Source organism: Rathayibacter sp. AY1B4, from assembly GCF_002932815.1.
Lineage (GTDB): Bacteria > Actinomycetota > Actinomycetes > Actinomycetales > Microbacteriaceae > Rathayibacter.
In genome coordinates, this window is the sequence record NZ_PSWN01000006.1 from 28282 (window position 1) to 48764 (window position 20483).

Here is a 20483-nt window from a genome sequence, read left to right on the forward strand (position 1 = left end):
CGGTGCTCAGGCCCGGCGCTCAGGCCCGGCGCTCAGGAGGAGGGGGCGACCGCCTCCCACGCGACCGTCACCTCGCCCAGGCGCCAGCGCCGCGGCCCGCCGAGGACCGGCCACTCCGGCCGGAGGTCCCGGACCGCCGCGATCCAGCGCTGACCCGGACTGTAGACGGCGAGAGGGGCGTTCAGCGTCCACGCCCGCTCGAGGGCGGCGAGGAAGGCGTGCACGCCCTCGCCGGGCACGTTGCGGTGGATGAGGGCCTTCGGCAGGCGCTCGGCCGCCGTCATCGGCGAGGGGATCGCCGCGAGCCGGAGCGAGAGGGTCAGCGAGCGCGGGCCCTCCCGGCCGACCTCGATCCAGGTGCAGATGCGGCCGATCTCGTCGCAGGTGCCCTCGACCAGGACGCCGTCGGGCTGCAGGCGGTCCGTCATCGTCGCCCAGGCTCCCTGCACCGCGTCCTCGTCGTACTGGCGGAGCACGTTGAAGGCGCGGATGACGCCCGCCCGCCGCCCCGCGGGCAGGGGAACCTCGAAGCCGCCGCGCTCGAAGCGCACGCGCGCGTCCGCGGGGAACGGCGTGCCGCCCTCCCTCACCCGGGCGAGCTGGCGCCGAGCGGTGTCGACCCGTGCGGGCTCGATCTCGAGGCCGAGCACCTCGACGTCGGGCGCGGCCCGGACGAGCCGGCGGTGCAGCTCGAGCGTGGTGACCGCGCTCGCCCCGAAGCCGAGATCGACGACGAGCGGGGAGTCGGTGCTGCACAGGACGGGCAGCTCGGCGAGCCGGCGGTCGACCCGGCGGAGGCGGTTCGTGCCCGTCGTTCCGCGGGTGACGGCTCCGATGGGCATGCTCTCCAGCGTATCCGCGGGCGAGGGGGCCGCCTCTAAGCTGGACGCATGTCCGAGACCTACACCCTCATCCTCGTGCGCCACGGCAACAGCGAGTGGAACCAGAAGAACCTGTTCACCGGCTGGGTCGACGTGCGCCTGACCGAGCAGGGAGTCGCGGAGGCCACTCGGGCCGGCGAGCTGCTGACCGAGGCGGGCCTGCACCCCGACATCGTCTACACGTCGCGCCAGACCCGGGCGATCCAGACCGCCAACATCGCCCTCGAGGTCGCCGACCGCCTGTGGATCGACGTCAAGCGCTCCTGGCGCCTCAACGAGCGCCACTACGGCGCCCTGCAGGGCAAGGACAAGGCGCAGACCCTCGCCGAGTACGGCCCCGAGCAGTTCCAGACCTGGCGCCGCTCCTTCGACGTGCCGCCGCCCCCGCTCGACGACGACGACCAGTACTCGCAGGCGCACGACGAGCGCTACGCCGACCTCGGCGACGCCCTGCCCCGCACCGAGTCGCTGAAGCTCGTGATCGAGCGGATGCTCCCGTACTGGGAGTCCGACATCAAGCCGGACCTCGCCTCGGGCAAGACCGTCATGATCACCGCGCACGGCAACTCCCTCCGCGCGCTGGTGAAGACGCTCGACGGCATCTCGGACTCGGACATCGCGGAGCTCAACATCCCGACCGGGATCCCGCTCGTCTACGAGCTGAACGAGGACTTCGAGCCCATCGGGGAGGCGCGCTACCTCGACCCGGAGGCCGCGGCCGCCGGTGCCGCCGCCGTCGCCGCCCAGGGCGCCAAGAAGTAGCACCGCCCCGCACACGCGAACGGCCCGCCCGAGTCCTCGACTCCGGCGGGCCGTTCCCGTCCGCAGCTCCGACGGGGACGGCACGGACACGTCCGGCCCGCAGGAGACGATCGTTCCTGCGGGCCGGACGGTGAGACGGGCCGGAGCCCGAGGTGTCGACTAGGAGTAGTCGCCCGAGATCAGGTACTGGACCTTCTTGGCGATCGACACGGCGTGGTCGGCGAAGCGCTCGTGGTAGCGGCTGGCGAGGGTCGCGTCGACGGTGTCGGCGGCCTGGCCCTTCCACGCCTCGCTGAGCACCTTGTCGAAGACGCTGACGTGCAGCTCGTCGATCTTGTCGTCCTCGTCGCGGATCTCCTCGGCGATGCGCGGGTCCTGCGAGCGGAGCAGGTCGGTAAGCTTGTGCGCGACGACCACGTCGAGGCGGCCCATCTCGACGAACGTCGGACGCAGGCTCTTGGGGACCACCTTGTCGGGGAAGCGGTAGCGCGAGAGCTGAGCGATGTGCTCGGCGATGTCGCCCATCCGCTCGAGCGACGCGCTGATGCGCAGCGCCGAGACGACGATCCGCAGGTCGCGGGCGACCGGGTTCTGGCGGGCGAGGATGTCGATCGCGAGCTCGTCGAGGCTGATGGCCAGCTCGTCGATGCGCGCGTCGCTCGCGATGACCTCCTCCGCGAGGGTGACGTCGGAGTGGTTGAACGCCTGGGTCGCCTTCTCGATGGCGATCTCGACGAGTCCGGAGATCTCGACGAGTCGTTCCTGGACCTCGGCCAGCTCCTGCTGGAAAACTTCGCGCATCTGTGTTCGACCCTCTCTACGGCGCGCGCGGACGACGGCGCCGGATCTGCGGCGAGCACCTCGCACGCCGCTGCGACTGCACTCCGTGGGCGCAGGCGCAGTCATGATGACCACGGCAGGTTAACGGACGGTGCCGGGCGTTTGAACAGTACTCGACCCCCGGAGGATCGACGGGCGTCCGGTAGGGGGACGCCCGGTGGATGGTTAGCCTGGGTCCGTGGATTCGGGCTTGATCGTGGTTCTGTCGCTCGTTCTCGGTGTCGCGATCGGGATCCTTCTGACGACCGTGCTCACGCTCGCCGCCCGCCAGGGCCGCATCGCGCAGGACGTGATCTCGGTCGGGCTCCCCGAGGGGATCGAGGCGATCATCGACGCCGTCGGCTCGCCCGCCTTCGTGACCGACCCGTCGCACAACGTGCTGAAGGCGTCCACCCGCGCCGTCGCGCTCGGCCTGGTCTCGCAGGACACGCTGCTCCACCCCGACCTCGCCGCCATCGTCGACCGCGTCCGCCGCTTCGGCGACGACATCGTCCAGGACCTCGAGCTCGCGACCAGCCCGCTCTCCGACGCCGCCGTGACGCTCGTCGTCCACGCGACCCGCCTCGGCTCCCGCTACGTCCTCGTCATCGCCGAGGACCACACCGAGGCGCGCCGGCTCGAGGCCGTCCGCCGGGACTTCGTCGCCAACATCTCCCACGAGCTGAAGACCCCGATCGGCGCCGTCGGCCTGCTCGCCGAGGCCCTCGACTCCGCCGCCGACGACCCCCAGCAGGTGCGCCGCTTCGCGCACCGGCTGACCCAGGAGTCGCACCGCCTCGCGAAGATCACCCGCGAAATCATCGAGCTCTCCCGGCTCCAGGCCGCCGACGTCGCCGGCTCCGCCGAGATCATCCGCGTCGACGACGTCGTCACGGCGGCGCTCGAGACCACCCACGTCATGGCGGAGTCGCACGACGTCACCCTGGTCAAGGGCGGGATGAAGAAGGCCTACGTCGTGGGGCAGGAGAAGATGCTCGTCTCGGCGCTGCACAACCTCCTCGCCAACGCCATCCAGTACTCGCCCGCAGGCTCCCGCGTGGGCATCGGCGTCCGCTCCACCGGCGGAGTCGTCGAGATCGCCGTCACCGACCAGGGCATCGGCATCCCGGAGGAGGACCTCGACCGGGTGTTCGAGCGCTTCTACCGCGTCGACCAGGCCCGCTCCCGCCACACCGGCGGCACCGGCCTCGGCCTCAGCATCGTCAAGCACGCCGTGCAGAACCACGGCGGCGACGTCCGCGTCTGGTCCAAGCCCGGCCGCGGCTCCACCTTCACCATCCGGCTCCCCGAAGCCGACCCCGCCCGGACGCCCTTCGCGGCGACCGCCCCGATAGGAGAACACGCGTGACCAGCATCCTGCTCGTCGAGGACGAGAGCGCCCTCAGCGAGCCCCTCAGCTACCTGCTCGAACGCGAGGGCTACGACGTCACCGTCGCCGAGGACGGCAACCGCGCCGTCGCCGCCTTCGACGAGGGCGACTACGACCTGATCCTCCTCGACCTCATGCTGCCCGGCATGCCCGGCACCGAGGTCTGCCGCGAGATCCGCACCCGCTCCTCCGTCCCGATCATCATGGTCACCGCCAAGGACTCCGAAGTGGACATCGTCGTCGGCCTGGAGCTCGGCGCCGACGACTACGTCACCAAGCCCTACTCCACCCGCGAACTTCTCGCCCGCATCCGCGCCGTCCTCCGACGACGCACCGAGGAGCCCGGCGAGGAGCGGATCGTCGTCGCCGGCCCCGTCCGCATGGACATCGAACGCCACACGGTCGAGGTCGACGGCGTCGAGACCCCGATGCCCCTCAAGGAGTTCGAGCTCCTCGAGATGCTCCTCCGCAACGCGGGCCGCGTCCTCACCCGCGGCCAGCTCATCGACCGCGTCTGGGGCAGCGACTACTTCGGCGACACGAAGACCCTCGACGTCCACGTCAAGCGCATCCGCTCCAAGATCGAGAAGACGCCGAAGGAGCCGGTGCTCCTGGTTACTGTCCGCGGCCTCGGCTACCGCTTCGACGCTTGATCGCGGGCCCTGGCGGGGCGATCTGCGGCGTTGTCGTCGGTTGCGATACCGCTGGTATCGCGCCCTCCTCCGCCTTGCAGCTCACCCCGCCAGGTCCCGCGATCAACCCTGTGCTGGAGGGGTGAGGTGCGGGGCCGTCGCTGCGCGACGAGCCGTCGAGGGTGGGGCCGTCGCTGCGCGACGAGCCGTTGAGGGTGGGGGCGTCGCTGCGCGACGAGCCGGGCGGGGGCGTCGCTCAGGGCGTGGTGCTCGAGTGGTCGGCGGAGTCGGTGTATCGAGACGCGCGCCGCCGGACGTCGCGCGAATGGTGGTCGAGTGGCCGGCGGAGCGGGTGCGTCGAGAACTGCGGGGACGACGAAGGGCCGCCCACCGGGGTGGACGGCCCTCGAGGGCGGAGGGGGCTACTCCGCGGTGGGAGCGTCGACGCCGGGCTCGGCGGTCGGAGTGGGGAGCGCGGTCCGGGCGGGGTCGGCCGTCGGGGTGACGGTCGGCGTCGCGGAGGGCGCGGGGGTCAGCGTCGAGTAGGCCTCGAGGGCGTTCGTCAGGACGGGGACGAGGAGCTCCTTGCCCTGCTCGGAGCCGTACTGGAAGTAGACGGGGAGCAGGCCGCCGGGAATGGTGTCGATGTCGTCCATCTGGACGGCCTCGGTGCTGTCGGGGCGGACCTCGGTGCGGCCGGGGACGGCGTCGACGGTGTCGCTGGTGCGGCCCGCGGAGCCCTCGTACTGCACCTCGACGCTCAGCGCCTCATCGGTGGAGTTCACGAGCGTCACGATCAGGGTGCCGGCCTCGCCGTCGTCCGAGACGATCATCGCGTTGCGGATGGCGAGATCGCCGATCGTCGCGCCGACTCCGTCGCTCGGGTCGTAGATCTTGCGCGTCGCCTGCGGGGCGACGAGGTTGCAGCCGGCGGTAGCGAGGGCGACGCCGACCGCGAGAACGACGGATGCAGCGATACGCGCCTTCACAGGAACCTCCAGATCGTCGGCCCCGCTCGCCCCGGACAGGGCGACTTCACTGTGCACGAGCCGACACCAGGCTAGCGTAGCGAGCACCGCGGCTCCGCCCGTCCGGACTCCCGTCCCGCTCGGCGCGCATGGTAATCTGTCCGCCGCTGAAAGGACGTCGCATGCAGTTCGAGGTCGGAGAGACGGTCGTCTACCCCCATCACGGAGCCGCCACGATCGCCGAGGTGAAGACCCGGACGATCAAGGGCCAGGAGAAGACGTACCTGAAGCTCCGCGTCGCGCAGGGCGACCTCGTCATCGAGGTGCCGGCCGACAACGTCGACCTGGTCGGCGTCCGCGACGTCATCGGCCGCGAGGGCGTCGAGCGCGTGTTCGAGGTTCTGCGCGCCGAGGTCGTCGAGGAGCCGACCAACTGGTCGCGCCGCTACAAGGCCAACCTCGAGAAGCTCGGGTCCGGCGACGTCGTCAAGGTCTCCGAGGTCGTCCGCGACCTCACCCGCCGCGACCGCGACCGCGGCCTCTCAGCGGGGGAGAAGAGCATGCTCGCCAAGGCCCGCCAGATCCTCGTCTCCGAGCTCGCCCTGGCCGAGAAGACCGACGAGGACGCCGCCTCCGTGCTCCTCGACGAGGTCCTCGCATCCTGAACGGTCCGGCCGGCGTGCCGACCGCGGCCGTCGTCGTCGTCGCCGCCGGCAGCGGCACGAGGCTCGGCCGCGAGCGCCCCAAGGCCTACGTCGACTGCGCGGGGCGGACGATCCTCGAGCGCAGCCTGCGCACGGTGCTGCTGCTCGCGGAGCCGGTCCAGATCGTCGTCGTGGCTCCCGCCGCCCTCCTCGAGGAGACGGCCGCTCTCGCGCACGCCGCCGGCGCCCCGGACGGCTCCGTCAGCGTCGTCGCCGGAGGCGCCAGCCGCCAGGAGTCGGTCGCTCGGGGGCTCCGGGCGCTCGGCCCGGCTGTGGAGACGGTGCTCGTGCACGACGCCGCCCGCGCCCTCACGCCCGTCGACCAGTTCGAGCGGGTGATCGCGGCGGTCCGGGAGACGCGCGGTGGAGTGATCCCGGGTCTGCCGGTCACCGACACGATCAAGCGCATCCGCGCCGACGGCGGGATCCTCGGCACGGTGGACCGCTCCGAGCTCGCCGCGGTGCAGACGCCGCAGGGCTTCCCGCGCGCGCTCCTCGACGAGGCCTACGCCTCGGCGGAGGAGGACTTCACCGACGACGCGGCGCTGCTCGCCTCGCGCGGCGGCCCCTCGATCGTCGTCGCCGGCGATCCGCTCGCCTTCAAGATCACCACCCCCTGGGACCTGGCCCGCGCCGAGCAGGTGCTCGCACCGCCGCCCGTCGTCGTCGTGCCGCGCGTCGGCATCGGCACGGACGTGCACGCCTTCGACGACGCGTCGCCGCTCTGGCTCGCCGGGCTGCACTGGCCGGGGGAGCGGGGCCTGTCCGGGCACAGCGACGGCGATCCGGTCGCCCACGCGATCTGCGACGCGCTCCTGGCGGCGGCGGGTCTCGGCGACATCGGCTCCCGCTTCGGCACGGCCGACCCGCGCTTCGCGGACGCCCACGGCGAGGTCTTCCTCCGCGCGACCCGCGAGCTGGTGGAGGCCGCCGGCTTCGCCATCGGCAACGTCTCGGTGCAGCTCATCGGCAACCGCCCGAAGTTCTCGCCGCGGCGCGAGGAGGCGCAGAGGCTGCTCTCGGACCTGCTCGGCGCACCGGTCAGCGTCGCCGCCACCACCTCGGACGCGCTGGGCTTCACCGGCCGGGGCGAAGGGGTCGCCGCGACCGCGACGGCACTCGTCCTCCCCACCCCCGCTGTCGCCCGGTAGTCCCCGGGCGGAGCCGCCGACCCGGCCGGGAGCGGTCCGCCCGGTAAACTCGCCCGCGTGACTCTGCGACTGCATGACTCGAAGGCCCAGGCCCTCGTCGATTTCGTCCCCCTCCGCGAGAACGAGGTCGGGATGTACGTCTGCGGACCCACCGTTCAGTCCTCCCCCCACATCGGGCACCTGCGCTCCGCCCTCGCCTACGACCAGCTGCGCCGCTGGCTGGCGTACCGCGGCTTCCAGGTCACCCTGGTGCGCAACGTCACCGACATCGACGACAAGATCCTCGCCATCGCCGAGGACGCGCGGCGTCGGGTGCCCGAGGGCGCGCCGGTCGAGCAGTGGTGGGCGCTCGCCTACCGCGTCGAGCTCGAGTTCACCGCCGCGTACACGGCCCTCGGCATCCTCCCGCCGACCTACGAGCCGCGCGCGACCGCGAGCATCGCCGAGATGATCACCCTCATCCGGACCCTGATCGAGCGCGGTCACGCCTACCCGGCGCCCGACGACTCCGGCGACGTCTACTTCGACACGCGGTCCTGGCCGGACTACGGCTCGCTCACCCACCAGCGCCTCGAGAGCATGGAGGCGGCGACCGACGCCGACCCGCGCGGCAAGCGCGACCCGCACGACTTCGCTCTCTGGAAGGGCGCCAAGCCGGAGGAGCCGGAGTCGGCCGCCTGGGCCTCGCCGTGGGGCGCCGGGCGCCCCGGCTGGCACATCGAGTGCTCCGCGATGTCGACGAAGTACCTCGGCACCCAGTTCGACATCCACGGCGGCGGGCTCGACCTGCGCTTCCCCCACCACGAGAACGAGCTCGCCCAGTCCAGCGCCGCCGGCCACGCCTTCGCCAGCTACTGGCTGCACAACGGCCTCGTGTCCGTCATCGGCCAGAAGATGAGCAAGTCGCTCGGCAACTCGGTGTTCGCCTCCGAGCTGCTCGAGGCGGCCCGCCCGCTCGTCGTCCGCTACTACCTCGGCTCGGCCCACTACCGCTCCACCCTCGAGTTCCACGACGGGGCCCTCGAGGAGGCCGAAGCGGCGCTGGAGCGGATCGAGGGCTTCCTCGAGCGCTCCCGCCGCCGCCTCGACGGCACGCGGTTCGCCGCGCTCGGCGAGCCGGTGGTCCCGGAGGAGTTCGCCGAGGCGATGGACGACGACCTGTCCGTCCCGCAGGCCATCGGCGTCCTGCACGAGACCGTGCGCGCCGGCAACGCCGCCCTCGACGCCGAGGACCTCGGCTCCGTCTCGGCCCTGCGCACCCAGGTGCTCGCGATGGCGGCCGTGCTCGGCATCGACCCGGAGGCGCCCGAGTGGGCGCGCTCCGACGACGAACCCTCGTACCGCGCGCTCAGCGTGCTGGTCGACCGCCTGGTCGCCGAACGCCAGACCGCGCGCGAGCAGCGCGACTGGGCGAGCGCCGACCGCATCCGAACCGATCTCGCCGCGGCGGGAATCACGATCGAAGACACCCAGACGGGTGCGCATTGGAGTCTCGATGGCGAATAAGCCCGGCCGCCCCGGAGCGGTCCGAAAGAAGAGCAAGGGCAAGGCCGTCGGTTCCGGCGGTCAGGGCCGTCAGGCCCTCGAGGGCAAGAAGCCCACGCCCAAGGCCGAGGACCGGCCCTACCACCCCGCAGGCAAGGCGAAGCTCGCGCGCGAGCGCTTCGTCGCCGCAGGCGGCAAGGGCCGTCCCGGCGGAGCCCTCTCCGCGGCCGCCCGCGGACAGGGGCGCCCCGCTCCGTCGCGCAAGCCCAAGAGCGGCGACGACTTCGAGATGGTGACGGGCCGGAACTCGGTCCTCGAGGCGCTGCGCGCCAGCATCCCGGCCACCACCCTCTACCTCGCGACCCGCATCGAGATGGACGACCGGGTCAAGGAGGCGCTCAAGATCGCCACCGCCCGCGGCCTTCCCGTGCTCGAGGTCATGCGCCCGGAGCTCGACCGCCTCGCCGGCCCCGACTCCGTGCACCAGGGCCTCGTGCTGAAGGTGCCGCCCTACGAGTACGCCCACCCGAGCGACCTGCTCGAGCGCAGCGTCTCCCGCGGAGCGGTCCCCCTCCTCGTCGCCCTCGACGGCATCACCGACCCGCGCAACCTCGGAGCGATCATCCGCTCCGTCGCCGCGTTCGGCGGCCAGGGCGTCATCGTCCCGCAGCGCCGCTCCGTGGGCCTCAACTCCGCCGCCTGGAAGACCTCCGCCGGAGCCGCCGCACGCATCCCCGTCGCGATGGCGTCCAACCTCACCGCCATGATCAAGGACTTCAAGCGCGCCGGCGTCTTCGTCATCGGACTCGACGGCGACGGCGACGTGATGCTGCCCGGCCTCGAACTCGCCGACCGGCCGCTCCTCGTCGTCGTCGGCAGCGAGGGCAAGGGCCTCTCCCGCCTCGTCACCGAGCAGTGCGACGCCGTCGTCTCCATCCCGATCAGCTCCGCCACCGAATCCCTCAACGCCGGGATCGCGGCGTCGGTCGCGCTCTACGAGATCTCCAAACTCCGCTCCGCCTCCGAGTAGCGCGGGCGCCGGCACGGCGATCTGCGGCGTTGTCGTCGGGCGCGATACCGCCGGTATCGCTTCCTCCTCCGCCTTGCAGCTCACCGCGCCGGCACCCGCGCTCCAGGTCTGGATGTCAGGGGCGCCGCCTTCGGCGAGCGGACAGGGGCGCCGCCTGCGGCGAGCGGACCGAGTGCGCCGCCTGCGGCGAGCGAGCCGGGGGGGTGCGAAGAGGGCCCGTGCTGACAGCACGGGCCCTCTTGCGGTGGTGGGGTCAGACGTTCTTCGTCCAGTCGACGTCGGCGTCCTCGTCGGTGAGCTCGGCGTCGCCGGACTCGTCGAGGACGAGGTTCGGGAGGGTCAGCGCCTCGGTGGGAGGAGCGATGACCGTCGCCTCGTCGCGGCGGTGACGCAGGATGTCGTTCACGTAGGCGGTGACCGCCTCCGCCAGGGGGACGTCGCGCGCCTGCTGCTGCGACATGAACCAGCGGTGCTCGAGCAGCTGGTGGAACATCTCGGCCGGCTCCAGGCGGCCCTTGAGATCACGGGGGATCGAGCGGATGACCGGCTCGAACACCTGCGCCAGCCACTCGTGCGCCACCATCTCCTCGTCCAGGCCCTGCTTGTCGTAGGTCGCCGTGTACGAGTCGAGGTCGTTGAGCAGGCGCCGCGCCTGGTTCTCCTGCGCGTCGAGCCCGGTGAGACGGAGCAGCCGCCGCTGGTGGTGGCCGGCGTCGACCACCTTCGGCTGGATCCGCACCGTGGACCCGGCCTCGTCGGTCTTGATCGCGAGCTCCTCGATGTCGAAGCCCAGCTCGTTCAGCCGGTTCACGCGGTCGTTGATCCGCCAGCGCTCCGAGGTCGCGAACGACTCGGCACCGGTCAGCTCCTTCCAGAGGCTGCGGTACGCCGCGACGATGCCGTCGGAGACCGTGATCGGATCGAGGTCGTCGTCGACGCGACCGCCGGCCTCGAGGTCGAGCAGCTCGCCGGCGATGTTGACGCGGGCGATCTCCAGATCGTTCTCGCGCTGGCCGTTCGAGAGGCCGCCCGAGTAGAGCTGCCCGGTCTCCGCATCGACCAGGTAGGCGGCGAAGGCGCCGGCATCGCGCCGGAAGAGAGTGTTCGAGAGCGAGACGTCGCCCCAGAAGAAGCCGATCACGTGCAGGCGGACCAGGAGGAGCGCCAGCGCGTCGACCAGGCGGGTCGCCGTGTCCGGCCGCAGCGTCTGCGAGAAGAGCGCCCGGTAGGGGAGCGAGAACTTGAGGTGACGGGTGACCAGCACGGCGGGCAGGGCCTCGCCCTCGTCGTCGGTGCGGTTCGTGATCACCGCGCCCGGAACCACGCACGGCACGTCGAGGCGCTGCAGCGTCTTCAGCATCTCGTACTCGCGCCGCGACATCTCGGCGGTCGTCTCCTTGACGGCGACGACGTGTCCGGAGAGGTGGGCGAAGCGGACCGTGTGCCGCGAGATGCCCTTCGGCAGGGCGGCGATGTACTCGTCGGGCCAGTCGTCGAGCCGCAGGTTCCACGGCAGGTCGAGCAGGGCCGGGTCGACGGTGGCCGAGGTGATGTTCAGGGAGCCGGACATGGTGCGCCGTTCGTGTCGCGTGTCGGACGGTGGGGGAGCCGCAGACGACGCTGCCGCCGCCCTGGAGGGGACGGCGGCAGCGTGCGGTGCAGGAGGAGGCTCAGGAGAGGCGCTCGCCCGACTCCGCGTCGAAGATGTGCACGCGGTGGTTCGCGGTCACGTACACGCGGTCGCCCGCGGTCGGGTGCACGCGGCCGTCGACGCGCGCGACGATGTCGGTGCGGCGGCCCTCGACCTCGGTGTGGCCGTAGAGGTAGCCGTCCGAGCCGAGCTCCTCGATGAGGTCGACCTCGATCGGCAGTCCGCCGGGCTGGGTCGAGACGGTGACGTCCTCGGGGCGCACGCCGAGCGTGACGACCTTCTGGCTCGTCTTCGCGAGCGCCTCGCGGGCGATCGGGAGGACGGTGTCGCCGAACTTGACGCCGCCGTCGGTGACGTCCGCGTGGAACAGGTTCATCGCGGGCGAGCCGATGAAGCCGGCCACGAAGACGTTGTTCGGGTTCTCGTACAGGTCGCGGGGCGAGCCGACCTGCTGGAGGAGGCCGTCCTTGAGGACCGCGATGCGGTCGCCCATGGTGAGCGCCTCGGTCTGGTCGTGGGTGACGTAGACCGTGGTGATGCCCAGGCGGCGCTGCAGCGTGCCGATCTGGGTGCGGGTGGACACGCGGAGCTTGGCGTCGAGGTTCGACAGCGGCTCGTCCATGAGGAAGACCTGGGGCTTGCGGACGATGGCGCGGCCCATCGCGACGCGCTGGCGCTGGCCACCGGAGAGCGCCTTCGGCTTGCGGTTCAGGTAGGGCTCGAGGTCGAGCATCTTCGCGGCCTCGAGGACCCGCGCGGCGCGCTCGTCCTTGTTGACGCCGGCGATCTTGAGCGCGAAGCCCATGTTCTCGGCGACCGACATGTGCGGGTACAGCGCGTAGTTCTGGAAGACCATCGCGATGTCGCGGTCCTTCGGCGGAACGTCCGTGACGTTGCGGTCGCCGATGAGGATGCGGCCCTCGTTGACCTCTTCGAGGCCGGCGAGCATGCGCAGGGAGGTGGACTTGCCGCAGCCGGAGGGGCCGACGAGGACGAGGAACTCGCCGTCGCCCACCTCGAGGTTGAGCTTGTCGACGGAGGCGCGAGTGGCCCCGGGGTAGACGCGGGACGCGTGGTCGAAAGTTACGGACGCCATTGTTCTTGCTCCTTCACCGGCAGGTACGTGCCGGACGATCCGAGTGAATGGAAGTGATGGTCATCATCGCGTGGGCGACTCCGACCAACCGTCACAGTATGCCACGGGGCCGACAGTCGTCGGTCGGGCACCGCGTATCCGCCGTTTGGAGGTTTCCCAGGGCTCGCGCGTAGGATACCGGCGAGTCGCGCCCGGCGACCCCTTCTTCCCCCTCTCTCATTCGGAGCGTTCTTGTCATGACCACCGGCGGAGCCAACGACCGTCTCTCGAAGAACCAGCGACGAGAGGCCGCCCGAGAGAAGGCGCGCCGCCTGCGCGAGCAGCAGAAGCGCCGCGACCGCGTGAGCCGCTTCGCCCTGCAGGGCGGGCTCGCCGCCGTCGTGATCGCGGTCGTCGTGATCGTGGTCTTCGCCGTCACCTCGAGCATCCGCCCCGCGGGCCCGGGCCCGGCGAACATGGCGAGCGACGGTGTCGTCATCGGCGAGAACATGGTCGCGCAGACGAGCGGCGCCGTCGCCGCCGACGGGACGCCCACCCCCAGCGCGCTCGACACCTCGGCCGGCACGGTCGACATCCGGGTCTACCTCGACTACCTCTGCCCCTACTGCGGCCAGTTCGAGAAGACCAACGGCGACCAGATCAAGGAGTGGGTGACCAGCGGTGCCGCGACGGTCGAGATCCACCCGATCGCCATCCTCACGACCCGCTCCAACGGAACCAAGTACTCGGAGCGCTCGGCCAACGCCGCCGCGTGCGTCGCGGACCGCTCGCCCGACTCGTTCTTCGACTTCAACTCCCTGCTGTTCGCCAACCAGCCGGCGGAGGGGACCGACGGACTCTCGGACGACCAGTTGAAGGACTACGCCTCGCAGGCCGGCGTCGAGGACACGGCGGCCGTGAACACCTGCATCGACGACCAGAGCTTCGTGAGCTGGGTCCGCGCCGCGACCGAGCGCGCCACCTCGGGTCCGCTGCCCGGCACGGACGTGCCCGCTGTCACGGGCACCCCGACCGTCCTGGTCAACGGCGAGGCGTACTCGGGCTCGCTGACCGACCCGGACGCCTTCAGCTCCTTCGTGCTCTCGGCCGCCGCCGACTCCTACTCGTCGGCGACTCCCGCGCCCACCTCCTCCGAGACCCCGGCGCCGAGTGACACGCCCGCCTCGACCGAGACGCCCGCGTCGACCGAGACCCCCGCTCCCGGCGACTCCCCGGTCTCCACCGAGGCTCCGGCCTCCTCCGAGCCGACTCCGGCCGCCGCGGGCTGAGCCGCGGACGCGCAGGAGCCCCGCTCATGCAGAAGGCCCCGACCGCACGCAGCGGTCGGGGCCTTCTTCTCTCCTGAGCCGACGACGGGACTTGAACCCGTAACCGCCCGATTACAAGTCGGGTGCGCTACCAATTGCGCCACGTCGGCAGGTGCGCTCGCGCGCCCGGCCACCCTATCGCGGGCCCGGATCCGGCCGGATCCGGGCCCGCCGCGTCTCACGGCTCGAGGATGCTGAGGTGCCGCTCGGCGGGAGCGGGCCGCTTGGGGCCGCCGATCTTCCCGTCGGGACGGCCGACGTAGAGCCAGCCGAGCAGCTCCTCGCCCTTCTCGAGGCGATGCGCCTTCCGCACGGCCTTGTCGCGCGTGTAGGAGCCGGTGCGCCAGAAGACGCCCCAGCCCGCCTCGTCGAGCAGCAGGCTCAGGAGGTGGGCGACGCCCGAGGCGACGGCCTCCTGCTCCCAGGCCGGCACCTTCGACTTCTTGACGCTGACCACGACGGCCAGCAGCAGGGAGGCGCGGTGCGTCTTCTCGATGTACTTCCGCGGGTCCTTCTTCGCCCCCGAGGCGACCGCGAAGCTGCGGCCGACCCGGTCGCGGGCGGCGCCGCGGATCTCGATGACCCGCCACGGGCGCAGCGAGCTGTGATCGGCGAGACGCGACGCCGCCGAGACGAACGCCGCGATCTCGTCGTGCCCCGGAGCCTCCGGCGTCACCTTCGAGCGCGATCGGCGCGCGAGGACGGCCTCGAGCACGGGGGAGGAGGACACGGTCACTCGCCCTCGGCCTGGAAGTTCAGGGCGATCGAGTTCATGCAGTAGCGGTCGCCGGTGGGCGTGCCGAAGCCGTCGGGGAAGACGTGTCCCAGGTGGGATCCGCAGTTCGCGCAGCGGACCTCGGTGCGGACCACGCCGAGGGTGCTGTCCTCGATCAGCTGGACCGCGTCCGGGTTCACGGACTCGTAGAAGCTCGGCCAGCCGCAGCCGGAGTCGAACTTGGTGCCGCTCTTGAAGAGCTCAGCGTTGCAGGCGGCACAGGTGTAGAGGCCGGAGCGGTGCTCGTCGAGCAGCTCGCCGGTCCACGGGCGCTCGGTGGCCGCTTCGCGCAGGACCGCGTACTGGTCGCGGTCGAGCTCCTCGCGCCACTCGGCGTCGGACTTGTTCACGGAATACGACGACATGGGTCTCCCTCGGAATCCTCGTCAGTGTACGGGGGCGGTCGCGCCCCTCCACCTGGTCCAACCCCCGGGACGACGGCTCCATTCCGCCTCCGCGGGCTCTGGAGGAGACTCCCCGCCGGCACGCCGCGACGCGGTCACGAGCCGTTCGGAGCGCCTCCCCTGCGGTGGCGTCGCGCCTGCCTACCCTGGGGGGATGAGCAGGACGACGGACCCGAGACCGGGCACCGGTCTGTCCGAGCGCGAGCTGCGGGTGCTCGCCTTCGAGCGCGAGTGGACGGCCCGCTCCGGGGACAAGGACGACGCGATCCGCTCCCAGTTCGGACTGTCGGCCGCCCGCTACTATCAGGTGCTCAGCGCGGTGCTCGCCTCTCCGGCCGCCCTCGCGCACGACCCGATGCTCGTCACGCGGCTGCAGCGCATCCGCGACCAGCGCGCCGGCGCCCGCGCCTCGCGACGCCTCGGGCGCCTCGAGTAGACGAGCTGCTCGAGTCCACCAACGGAAGGCCGGCCGTACCCCCGATGTCGAACACGCACCCGAGAGACCGCTTCGACGAGGTCCCGGCGACGGAGGCGCGCGTCGGCGCCCACCGCCGGCCGCCGGCCCCTCACGCCCGCGCGGTCGCCCTCGCCTGGGCCGCGCTCGCCACCGGAGTCATCGTCCTGCTCGGCTTCATCGGGCTGCTGGTCATCGACGACCGGGTGCAGTTCACGGACGTGTTCACTCCGCCCACCGCGACCGCGGAGGCGACCCCGATCGCCGCCGCGACGCTCGATCCCGATCTCGCCGTCGCCGTCCTCAACGGCACCGCCACCGTCGGACTCGCCGCCAGCGCCGGCGACGCCCTGACGACGGCCGGATGGAGCGTCCCGACCGTCGCGAACGCGAACACCGAGGACATCGCCGCCACGACCGTCTACTACACCGACCCGGCGCTCGAGGGAGCAGCCCTCGGTCTCGTCGACTCGATCGGAACGGGGACCGTCCTGCTCTCGCAGGACTTCGTCGAGACGGGCTCCGTCGTCGTGGTCCTGGGGGCCGATTACGCCTCCGAGCAGGGCTGATCGGGGCCCTCTGTTACGGGCACGTTTCCTCCGTGTTGAATCCCGGGCAACTCTTCCCCGCGACGCCCTTTCCAGCCCCTCCCGGGGCCGATAGCCGGATTAGTATTCCTGACCAGGCACCAGCATATCGCTCGTGCCGCGGGCATCACAGCACTGGGGAGTACAGAGATGGCGAACGGAACCGTCAAGTGGTTCAACGCTGAGAAGGGCTACGGCTTCATCACGGTCGACGGCGGCGGACAGGACGTCTTCGTCCACTACTCCGCGATCGACATGTCGGGGTACAAGGTCCTCGAGGAGGGGCAGCAGGTCGCGTTCGAGGTCGGCACGGGGTCGAAGGGCCCCCAGGCCGAATCGGTCCGCCCGGCCTGACCGCCGAGCCTCCCGGGAGCCGTCGTCCGCCTCGTGCGGGCGGCGGCTCCTTCGTGTCGGAGCGCGTGCCGATCGCTTGCACTCGTCCACCGCGAGTGCCAGAATCGACCTTGGCACTCGCTCCGGTCGAGTGCCAGCACAGACATTTCACGACGTCCGGGAGGGACGAGAAACACACATGGCCAAGATCATTGCTTTTGACGAAGAAGCCCGCCGCGGCCTCGAGCGTGGACTCAACACTCTGGCCGACGCGGTCAAGGTGACCCTCGGCCCGCGCGGCCGCAACGTCGTCCTCGAGAAGAAGTGGGGCGCTCCCACCATCACGAACGACGGCGTCTCCATCGCCAAGGAGATCGAGCTCGACGAGCCGTACGAGAAGATCGGCGCCGAGCTCGTCAAGGAGGTCGCCAAGAAGACCGACGACGTCGCCGGCGACGGAACCACCACAGCGACCGTCCTCGCTCAGGCGCTCGTCCGCGAGGGCCTGCGCAACGTCGCGGCCGGCGCCGACCCGATCAGCCTCAAGAAGGGCATCGAGAAGGCCGTCAAGGCCGTCACCGCCGAGCTCATCGCCGGCGCGAAGGCGATCGAGACCAAGGAGGAGATCGCGGCGACCGCCTCCATCTCCGCCGCGGACCCCGAGATCGGCGCGATCATCGCCGAGGCGATCGACAAGGTCGGCAAGGAGGGCGTCGTCACCGTCGAGGAGTCGAACACCTTCGGCACCGAGCTCGAGCTCACCGAGGGCATGCGCTTCGACAAGGGCTACCTGTCGCAGTACTTCGTGACCGACCCCGACCGCCAGGAGGCGGTGTTCGAGGACCCCTACATCCTCATCGTCAACTCCAAGGTCTCGAACATCAAGGACCTGCTCCCGGTCGTCGACAAGGTGATCCAGGCGGGCAAGCAGCTGCTGATCATCGCCGAGGACGTCGACGGCGAGGCGCTGGCGACCCTGGTCGTCAACAAGATCCGCGGCATCTTCAAGTCGGTCGCCGTCAAGGCCCCCGGCTTCGGCGACCGTCGCAAGGCGCAGCTCCAGGACATCGCGATCCTCACCGGCGGCCAGGTCATCTCCGAGGAGGTCGGCCTCAAGCTCGAGAACGTCACCCTCGACCTGCTCGGCTCGGCCCGCAAGGTCGTCATCACCAAGGACGAGACCACGATCGTCGAGGGTGCCGGCGACGCCGAGGCCATCGCCGGTCGCGTCGCGCAGATCCGCGGCGAGATCGAGAACACCGACAGCGACTACGACCGCGAGAAGCTCCAGGAGCGCCTCGCGAAGCTCGCCGGCGGCGTCGCGGTCATCAAGGCCGGAGCGGCGACCGAGGTCGAGCTCAAGGAGCGCAAGCATCGCATCGAGGACGCCGTCCGCAACGCGAAGGCCGCCGTCGAGGAGGGCATCGTCGCCGGTGGTGGCGTCGCCCTCATCCAGGCCGGCAAGCTCGCCTTCGAGAAGCTCGAGCTCGTCGGAGACGAGGCGACCGGCGCGAACATCGTCAAGGTCGCCATCGACGCCCCGCTCAAGCAGATCGCCCTCAACGCGGGCATGGAGCCCGGCGTCGTCGCTGCGAAGGTCCGCGAGCTGCCCACCGGACACGGCCTCAACGCCGCGACCGGCGAGTACGTCGACCTCATCGCCGCGGGCATCATCGACCCGGTCAAGGTCACGCGCTCCGCTCTGCAGAACGCGGCGTCGATCGCCGGTCTCTTCCTCACCACGGAGGCCGTCGTCGCCGACAAGCCCGAGAAGAACCCGGTCGCCGCGGGCGGCGACCCCACCGGAGGCATGGACTTCTAGTCCGTCCCCCCACCACGCAGAAGGCGGTTCCCCTCCGGGGGGAGCCGCCTTCGGCGTTTCCGGAGGCATCTGAGCGAGCAGCAGGCGACCGAACCGGCAGGTGGTTCTGAATCCGCTCCGCGACCACAACGGCGGTCCTCCTGCGGTGGCACCGCCCTCCGCGCCGCCTCGGTCTCCTCAGCGGACACCGGCACCGGAAGCGCGTGGAAGGCGCCGGTGCGGGTCGCGACGTCCGGGTCAGGGCGGAGATGTCTTCGGCCGAACGGATGCGGACGGCGATCCCGCAGGATCCGGTGACGCGGCATCCGTCGAGCGTCGGGTCTCATCTCCAGCGGTCCGGGCGGGGTCGCCGCCCGGTGGTCCCCAAGAGGAGAGAGTGAGCCGCGCGCGGCCGTGAGCGCCGGGTGCGCCAGGTCACGGTCGCCCCGGGCGGATCGATCCGTGCCGCTCGCGGACGTCGACGGGAGAGCCCGGACCGAAGGGGCCCCCGAGGAGGGACGGACCGCGGTGCGGATCAGACCGAGGCGGGGGAGGTCTCGCCGTTCTGGCCGACCGTGAGCAGCGGCAGCGCGACGCGGAAGGTCGCGCCTCCGCCCGGCGTCTCGACGACGTCCACGCGGCCCTTGTGCGCGGCGACGATCGAGGACACGATCGCCAGTCCGAGGCCGCTGCCGCCGGTCTCGCGGGTCCGCGACGTGTCCGCGCGCCAGAAGCGCTGGAAGATCTTCTCGCGGATCTGCGGCGGGATGCCCTCGCCGTGGTCGATGACCTCCAGCAGGGCGAGGCGGCGGGAGCGGTCGACGGCGACGCCGATCTCGATCGGAGTGTCCTCGGGCGTGTAGCGGACGGCGTTGCCGATCAGGTTCGTCAGGACCTGGCGGATCTTGTTCTCCTCCGCCATCACCATCGCGGGCACGCCCGGCTCCTCGGGGGCGGTGGCGGTGCCGGCGGCGATCTCCTCGGCGTTGACCCGGCGCGGACGCCGGCGGAATCGGGCGAGCCTCGCTCCTGCCGCGGCGATCGGGCCGGTGAGCCCGGGGTTCGTCAGCTCCATGGTCTGAGTGGCGGAGGCGCCGGCCTCGTCGGGCTCGAGCGCGGGCGTCTCCACGGGGGTGTCGTCGCGGGTCTCGACGCCGAAGTCGCGGTCGGGCCAGGAGGCCATCGCGTCCATCGCGGCGTCGCGGGCGAGCGGCATCAGATCGACGGGCGCGAGTGCGAGAGGCTTCGTCTCGTCGAGGCGGGCGAGCTCGAGGAGGTCCTCGACCAGGCCGCCCATCCGGATCGCCTCCTTCTCGATGCGCTCCATCGCCTGGCCGACGGCCTCGGGCGTCTGCAGAGCGCCCATCCGGTACAGCTCGGCGTAGCCGCGGACCGAGACCAGCGGCGTGCGCAGCTCGTGGCTGGCGTCGCCGACGAAGCGGCGCATCTGGTCGATCGTGCGGGCGCGGTCGCGGAAGGCGGAGTCGATCCGCCCGAGCATCGCGTTCAGGGAGCGGTTGAGGCGTCCGACCTCGGTATTGGGCGTCGTACCGTCCAGGCGCTGGCTGAAGTCGCCGTCGGCGATGGCGGCGGCGGTCTGCTCGACCTCGCGCAGCGGGGCGAAGGTGGTGGTGACCAGCAGGCGGGTGAGGAGTGCGCCGATCACGACGATCGCGACTCCGAAGCCGAGGAAGATCGTGAGGTACGTCGTCATGATGACGTCGACGCTGCGGGTCGACACCGCGAGCAGGAGCGTCTGGTACTCGGTGCCCCTCGTGAACACCGTCGACATGACGTGGTACTCGACCTTGCCGTTGGAGCTCCAGATCTCCATCGGCTTGTCGCCGCCCTGCAGCGCCTGCTCGAGGGTGAAGGTCTGCGGGAAGGCGGGGTCGGCGGCGCCGGACGCGTTGGTGTTGTCGAGCGTGCCGTACTGGTCGTAGACGGCGCCGAAGTCGGCCTTGGACTCGTCGATCGCGGCGAGGTCGTTGACGGAGAGGTCGCTCGCCGTCCGCTGGACCTGGTCGGCCAGCTGCGCGTCGAGCTGGGCGACGAGCTGCGGCTTCAGCATCGTCATCGTCCCGATCCCGGAGACGAGGAGTCCCAGCGTGAGCAGGAGGACCGTGACCGCGGTGATCTTGGTGCGCAACGAGATGGAGTTCCACCGCTCGGCCAGACCCTGGTGCATGGCGGTGGAACTCCCTCGGGATCGGCGGGCGCCGCGCCTCCGGCGGGAGGTGGCGCCGAGGTGGC

The 20483-nt window shown here is 71.3% G+C and carries 20 protein-coding genes and 1 tRNA gene; 12 read left to right on the top strand and 9 right to left on the bottom strand.

From position 1 onward, the window contains the following. Positions 1–32: 32 nt before the first annotated feature. Positions 33–842 (bottom strand): class I SAM-dependent methyltransferase, encoded by an 810-nt coding sequence (locus C5D66_RS05495; RefSeq protein ID WP_104256422.1) that lies wholly within the window; start codon positions 840–842, stop codon positions 33–35. Between the two features lie 48 nt (positions 843–890). Here C5D66_RS05495 and C5D66_RS05500 point away from each other — a divergent pair, with 48 nt between their 5' ends. Then, entirely contained in the window at positions 891–1643 is a 753-nt protein-coding gene (locus C5D66_RS05500) for a phosphoglyceromutase (RefSeq protein ID WP_104224694.1), read from the top strand. Between the two features lie 159 nt (positions 1644–1802). Here the strand turns inward: C5D66_RS05500 and phoU are convergent, their stop codons facing one another. Further along, positions 1803–2444 carry a phosphate signaling complex protein PhoU gene (gene phoU, locus C5D66_RS05505; protein WP_104224693.1) on the bottom strand — a complete coding sequence of 214 codons (642 nt, stop codon included), beginning with the start codon at positions 2442–2444 and terminating at the stop codon, positions 1803–1805. 217 nt (positions 2445–2661) lie between these two features. On the opposite strand from phoU, the gene C5D66_RS05510 reads away from it, so the two are divergent. Further along, positions 2662–3831, top strand: coding sequence for a cell wall metabolism sensor histidine kinase WalK (locus tag C5D66_RS05510; RefSeq protein WP_104224692.1), 1170 nt, complete (start codon positions 2662–2664; stop codon positions 3829–3831). Beyond that, positions 3828–4505 (top strand): response regulator transcription factor, encoded by a 678-nt coding sequence (locus C5D66_RS05515; protein WP_104227263.1) that lies wholly within the window; start codon positions 3828–3830, stop codon positions 4503–4505. Before C5D66_RS05510 ends, C5D66_RS05515 begins: the two co-directional genes overlap by 4 nt. A gap of 401 nt (positions 4506–4906) precedes the next feature. On the opposite strand, the gene C5D66_RS05520 is transcribed toward C5D66_RS05515, so the two are convergent. Beyond that, positions 4907–5473 (bottom strand): hypothetical protein, encoded by a 567-nt coding sequence (locus C5D66_RS05520; protein ID WP_104224588.1) that lies wholly within the window; start codon positions 5471–5473, stop codon positions 4907–4909. 161 nt (positions 5474–5634) lie between these two features. On the opposite strand from C5D66_RS05520, the gene C5D66_RS05525 reads away from it, so the two are divergent. Genes C5D66_RS05525 through rlmB form a run of 4 tightly spaced genes read left to right on the top strand, consistent with a single transcriptional unit; the run spans position 5635 to position 9822 of the window. After that, positions 5635–6117: a CarD family transcriptional regulator gene (locus tag C5D66_RS05525; RefSeq protein ID WP_104224589.1), complete on the top strand. Its 483-nt coding sequence runs from the start codon at positions 5635–5637 to the stop codon at positions 6115–6117. Between the two features lie 14 nt (positions 6118–6131). After that, complete coding sequence (gene ispD / locus C5D66_RS05530) at positions 6132–7307, top strand: 2-C-methyl-D-erythritol 4-phosphate cytidylyltransferase (RefSeq protein WP_258061218.1); 1176 nt, start codon at positions 6132–6134, stop codon at positions 7305–7307. A gap of 57 nt (positions 7308–7364) precedes the next feature. After that, on the top strand, positions 7365–8813 hold the full coding sequence (gene cysS, locus C5D66_RS05535) for a cysteine--tRNA ligase (RefSeq protein WP_104255439.1): 1449 nt from the start codon (positions 7365–7367) through the stop codon (positions 8811–8813). Next, positions 8803–9822 carry a 23S rRNA (guanosine(2251)-2'-O)-methyltransferase RlmB gene (rlmB, locus tag C5D66_RS05540; RefSeq protein WP_104224591.1) on the top strand — a complete coding sequence of 340 codons (1020 nt, stop codon included), beginning with the start codon at positions 8803–8805 and terminating at the stop codon, positions 9820–9822. The genes cysS and rlmB overlap by 11 nt, the downstream gene beginning before the upstream one ends. Before the next feature lie 253 nt (positions 9823–10075). On the opposite strand, the gene C5D66_RS05545 is transcribed toward rlmB, so the two are convergent. Together C5D66_RS05545 and C5D66_RS05550 are read right to left on the bottom strand one after the other, a co-directional pair. Next, on the bottom strand, positions 10076–11392 hold the full coding sequence (locus C5D66_RS05545) for a DUF4032 domain-containing protein (RefSeq protein WP_104226481.1): 1317 nt from the start codon (positions 11390–11392) through the stop codon (positions 10076–10078). A gap of 100 nt (positions 11393–11492) precedes the next feature. Next, positions 11493–12569 carry an ABC transporter ATP-binding protein gene (locus C5D66_RS05550; protein ID WP_104224593.1) on the bottom strand — a complete coding sequence of 359 codons (1077 nt, stop codon included), beginning with the start codon at positions 12567–12569 and terminating at the stop codon, positions 11493–11495. A gap of 236 nt (positions 12570–12805) precedes the next feature. Between C5D66_RS05550 and C5D66_RS05555 the strand changes: the two genes are divergently transcribed. Continuing rightward, positions 12806–13837, top strand: coding sequence for a thioredoxin domain-containing protein (locus C5D66_RS05555; RefSeq protein WP_104255438.1), 1032 nt, complete (start codon positions 12806–12808; stop codon positions 13835–13837). A 76-nt stretch (positions 13838–13913) separates the two neighbouring features. Here the strand turns inward: C5D66_RS05555 and C5D66_RS05560 are convergent. The 3 genes from C5D66_RS05560 to msrB form a co-directional block, all read right to left on the bottom strand. Next, positions 13914–13986 (bottom strand) — tRNA-Thr (locus C5D66_RS05560). A 68-nt stretch (positions 13987–14054) separates the two neighbouring features. Next, positions 14055–14612 (bottom strand): nitroreductase family protein, encoded by a 558-nt coding sequence (locus C5D66_RS05565; protein WP_104226480.1) that lies wholly within the window; start codon positions 14610–14612, stop codon positions 14055–14057. Then, positions 14609–15016 (bottom strand): peptide-methionine (R)-S-oxide reductase MsrB, encoded by a 408-nt coding sequence (gene msrB / locus C5D66_RS05570; protein ID WP_104274290.1) that lies wholly within the window; start codon positions 15014–15016, stop codon positions 14609–14611. The genes C5D66_RS05565 and msrB overlap by 4 nt, the downstream gene beginning before the upstream one ends. Before the next feature lie 193 nt (positions 15017–15209). Here msrB and C5D66_RS05575 point away from each other — a divergent pair, with 193 nt between their 5' ends. The 4 genes from C5D66_RS05575 (at position 15210) to groL (ending at position 18251) form a co-directional block, all read left to right on the top strand. Continuing rightward, positions 15210–15491, top strand: a complete 282-nt coding sequence (locus C5D66_RS05575) for a DUF3263 domain-containing protein (RefSeq protein WP_104224597.1) — start codon at positions 15210–15212, stop codon at positions 15489–15491. Between the two features lie 44 nt (positions 15492–15535). Then, positions 15536–16078, top strand: a complete 543-nt coding sequence (locus tag C5D66_RS05580) for a LytR C-terminal domain-containing protein (RefSeq protein ID WP_104274291.1) — start codon at positions 15536–15538, stop codon at positions 16076–16078. Between the two features lie 168 nt (positions 16079–16246). Further along, positions 16247–16450, top strand: a complete 204-nt coding sequence (locus C5D66_RS05585) for a cold-shock protein (protein WP_104224599.1) — start codon at positions 16247–16249, stop codon at positions 16448–16450. Between the two features lie 178 nt (positions 16451–16628). Then, complete coding sequence (gene groL, locus C5D66_RS05590; protein WP_104224600.1) at positions 16629–18251, top strand: chaperonin GroEL; 1623 nt, start codon at positions 16629–16631, stop codon at positions 18249–18251. A gap of 514 nt (positions 18252–18765) precedes the next feature. On the opposite strand, the gene C5D66_RS05595 is transcribed toward groL, so the two are convergent. Continuing rightward, positions 18766–20418 (bottom strand): HAMP domain-containing sensor histidine kinase, encoded by a 1653-nt coding sequence (locus C5D66_RS05595; RefSeq protein ID WP_104224601.1) that lies wholly within the window; start codon positions 20416–20418, stop codon positions 18766–18768. Between the last annotated feature and the right edge of the window lie 65 nt (positions 20419–20483).

Coding starts and splice junctions, on each gene's coding strand:
- C5D66_RS05550 (WP_104224593.1), bottom strand. CDS start 12,569: ATGGCGTCCGTAACTTTCGACCACGCGTCCCGCGTCTACCCCGGGGCC.
- C5D66_RS05595 (WP_104224601.1), bottom strand. CDS start 20,418: ATGCACCAGGGTCTGGCCGAGCGGTGGAACTCCATCTCGTTGCGCACC.
- C5D66_RS05500 (WP_104224694.1), top strand. CDS start 891: ATGTCCGAGACCTACACCCTCATCCTCGTGCGCCACGGCAACAGCGAG.
- rlmB (WP_104224591.1), top strand. CDS start 8,803: ATGGCGAATAAGCCCGGCCGCCCCGGAGCGGTCCGAAAGAAGAGCAAG.
- phoU (WP_104224693.1), bottom strand. CDS start 2,444: ATGCGCGAAGTTTTCCAGCAGGAGCTGGCCGAGGTCCAGGAACGACTC.
- groL (WP_104224600.1), top strand. CDS start 16,629: ATGGCCAAGATCATTGCTTTTGACGAAGAAGCCCGCCGCGGCCTCGAG.
- msrB (WP_104274290.1), bottom strand. CDS start 15,016: ATGTCGTCGTATTCCGTGAACAAGTCCGACGCCGAGTGGCGCGAGGAG.
- C5D66_RS05545 (WP_104226481.1), bottom strand. CDS start 11,392: ATGTCCGGCTCCCTGAACATCACCTCGGCCACCGTCGACCCGGCCCTG.
- C5D66_RS05575 (WP_104224597.1), top strand. CDS start 15,210: ATGAGCAGGACGACGGACCCGAGACCGGGCACCGGTCTGTCCGAGCGC.
- C5D66_RS05555 (WP_104255438.1), top strand. CDS start 12,806: ATGACCACCGGCGGAGCCAACGACCGTCTCTCGAAGAACCAGCGACGA.
- C5D66_RS05580 (WP_104274291.1), top strand. CDS start 15,536: ATGTCGAACACGCACCCGAGAGACCGCTTCGACGAGGTCCCGGCGACG.
- C5D66_RS05495 (WP_104256422.1), bottom strand. CDS start 842: ATGCCCATCGGAGCCGTCACCCGCGGAACGACGGGCACGAACCGCCTC.
- C5D66_RS05585 (WP_104224599.1), top strand. CDS start 16,247: ATGGCGAACGGAACCGTCAAGTGGTTCAACGCTGAGAAGGGCTACGGC.
- C5D66_RS05525 (WP_104224589.1), top strand. CDS start 5,635: ATGCAGTTCGAGGTCGGAGAGACGGTCGTCTACCCCCATCACGGAGCC.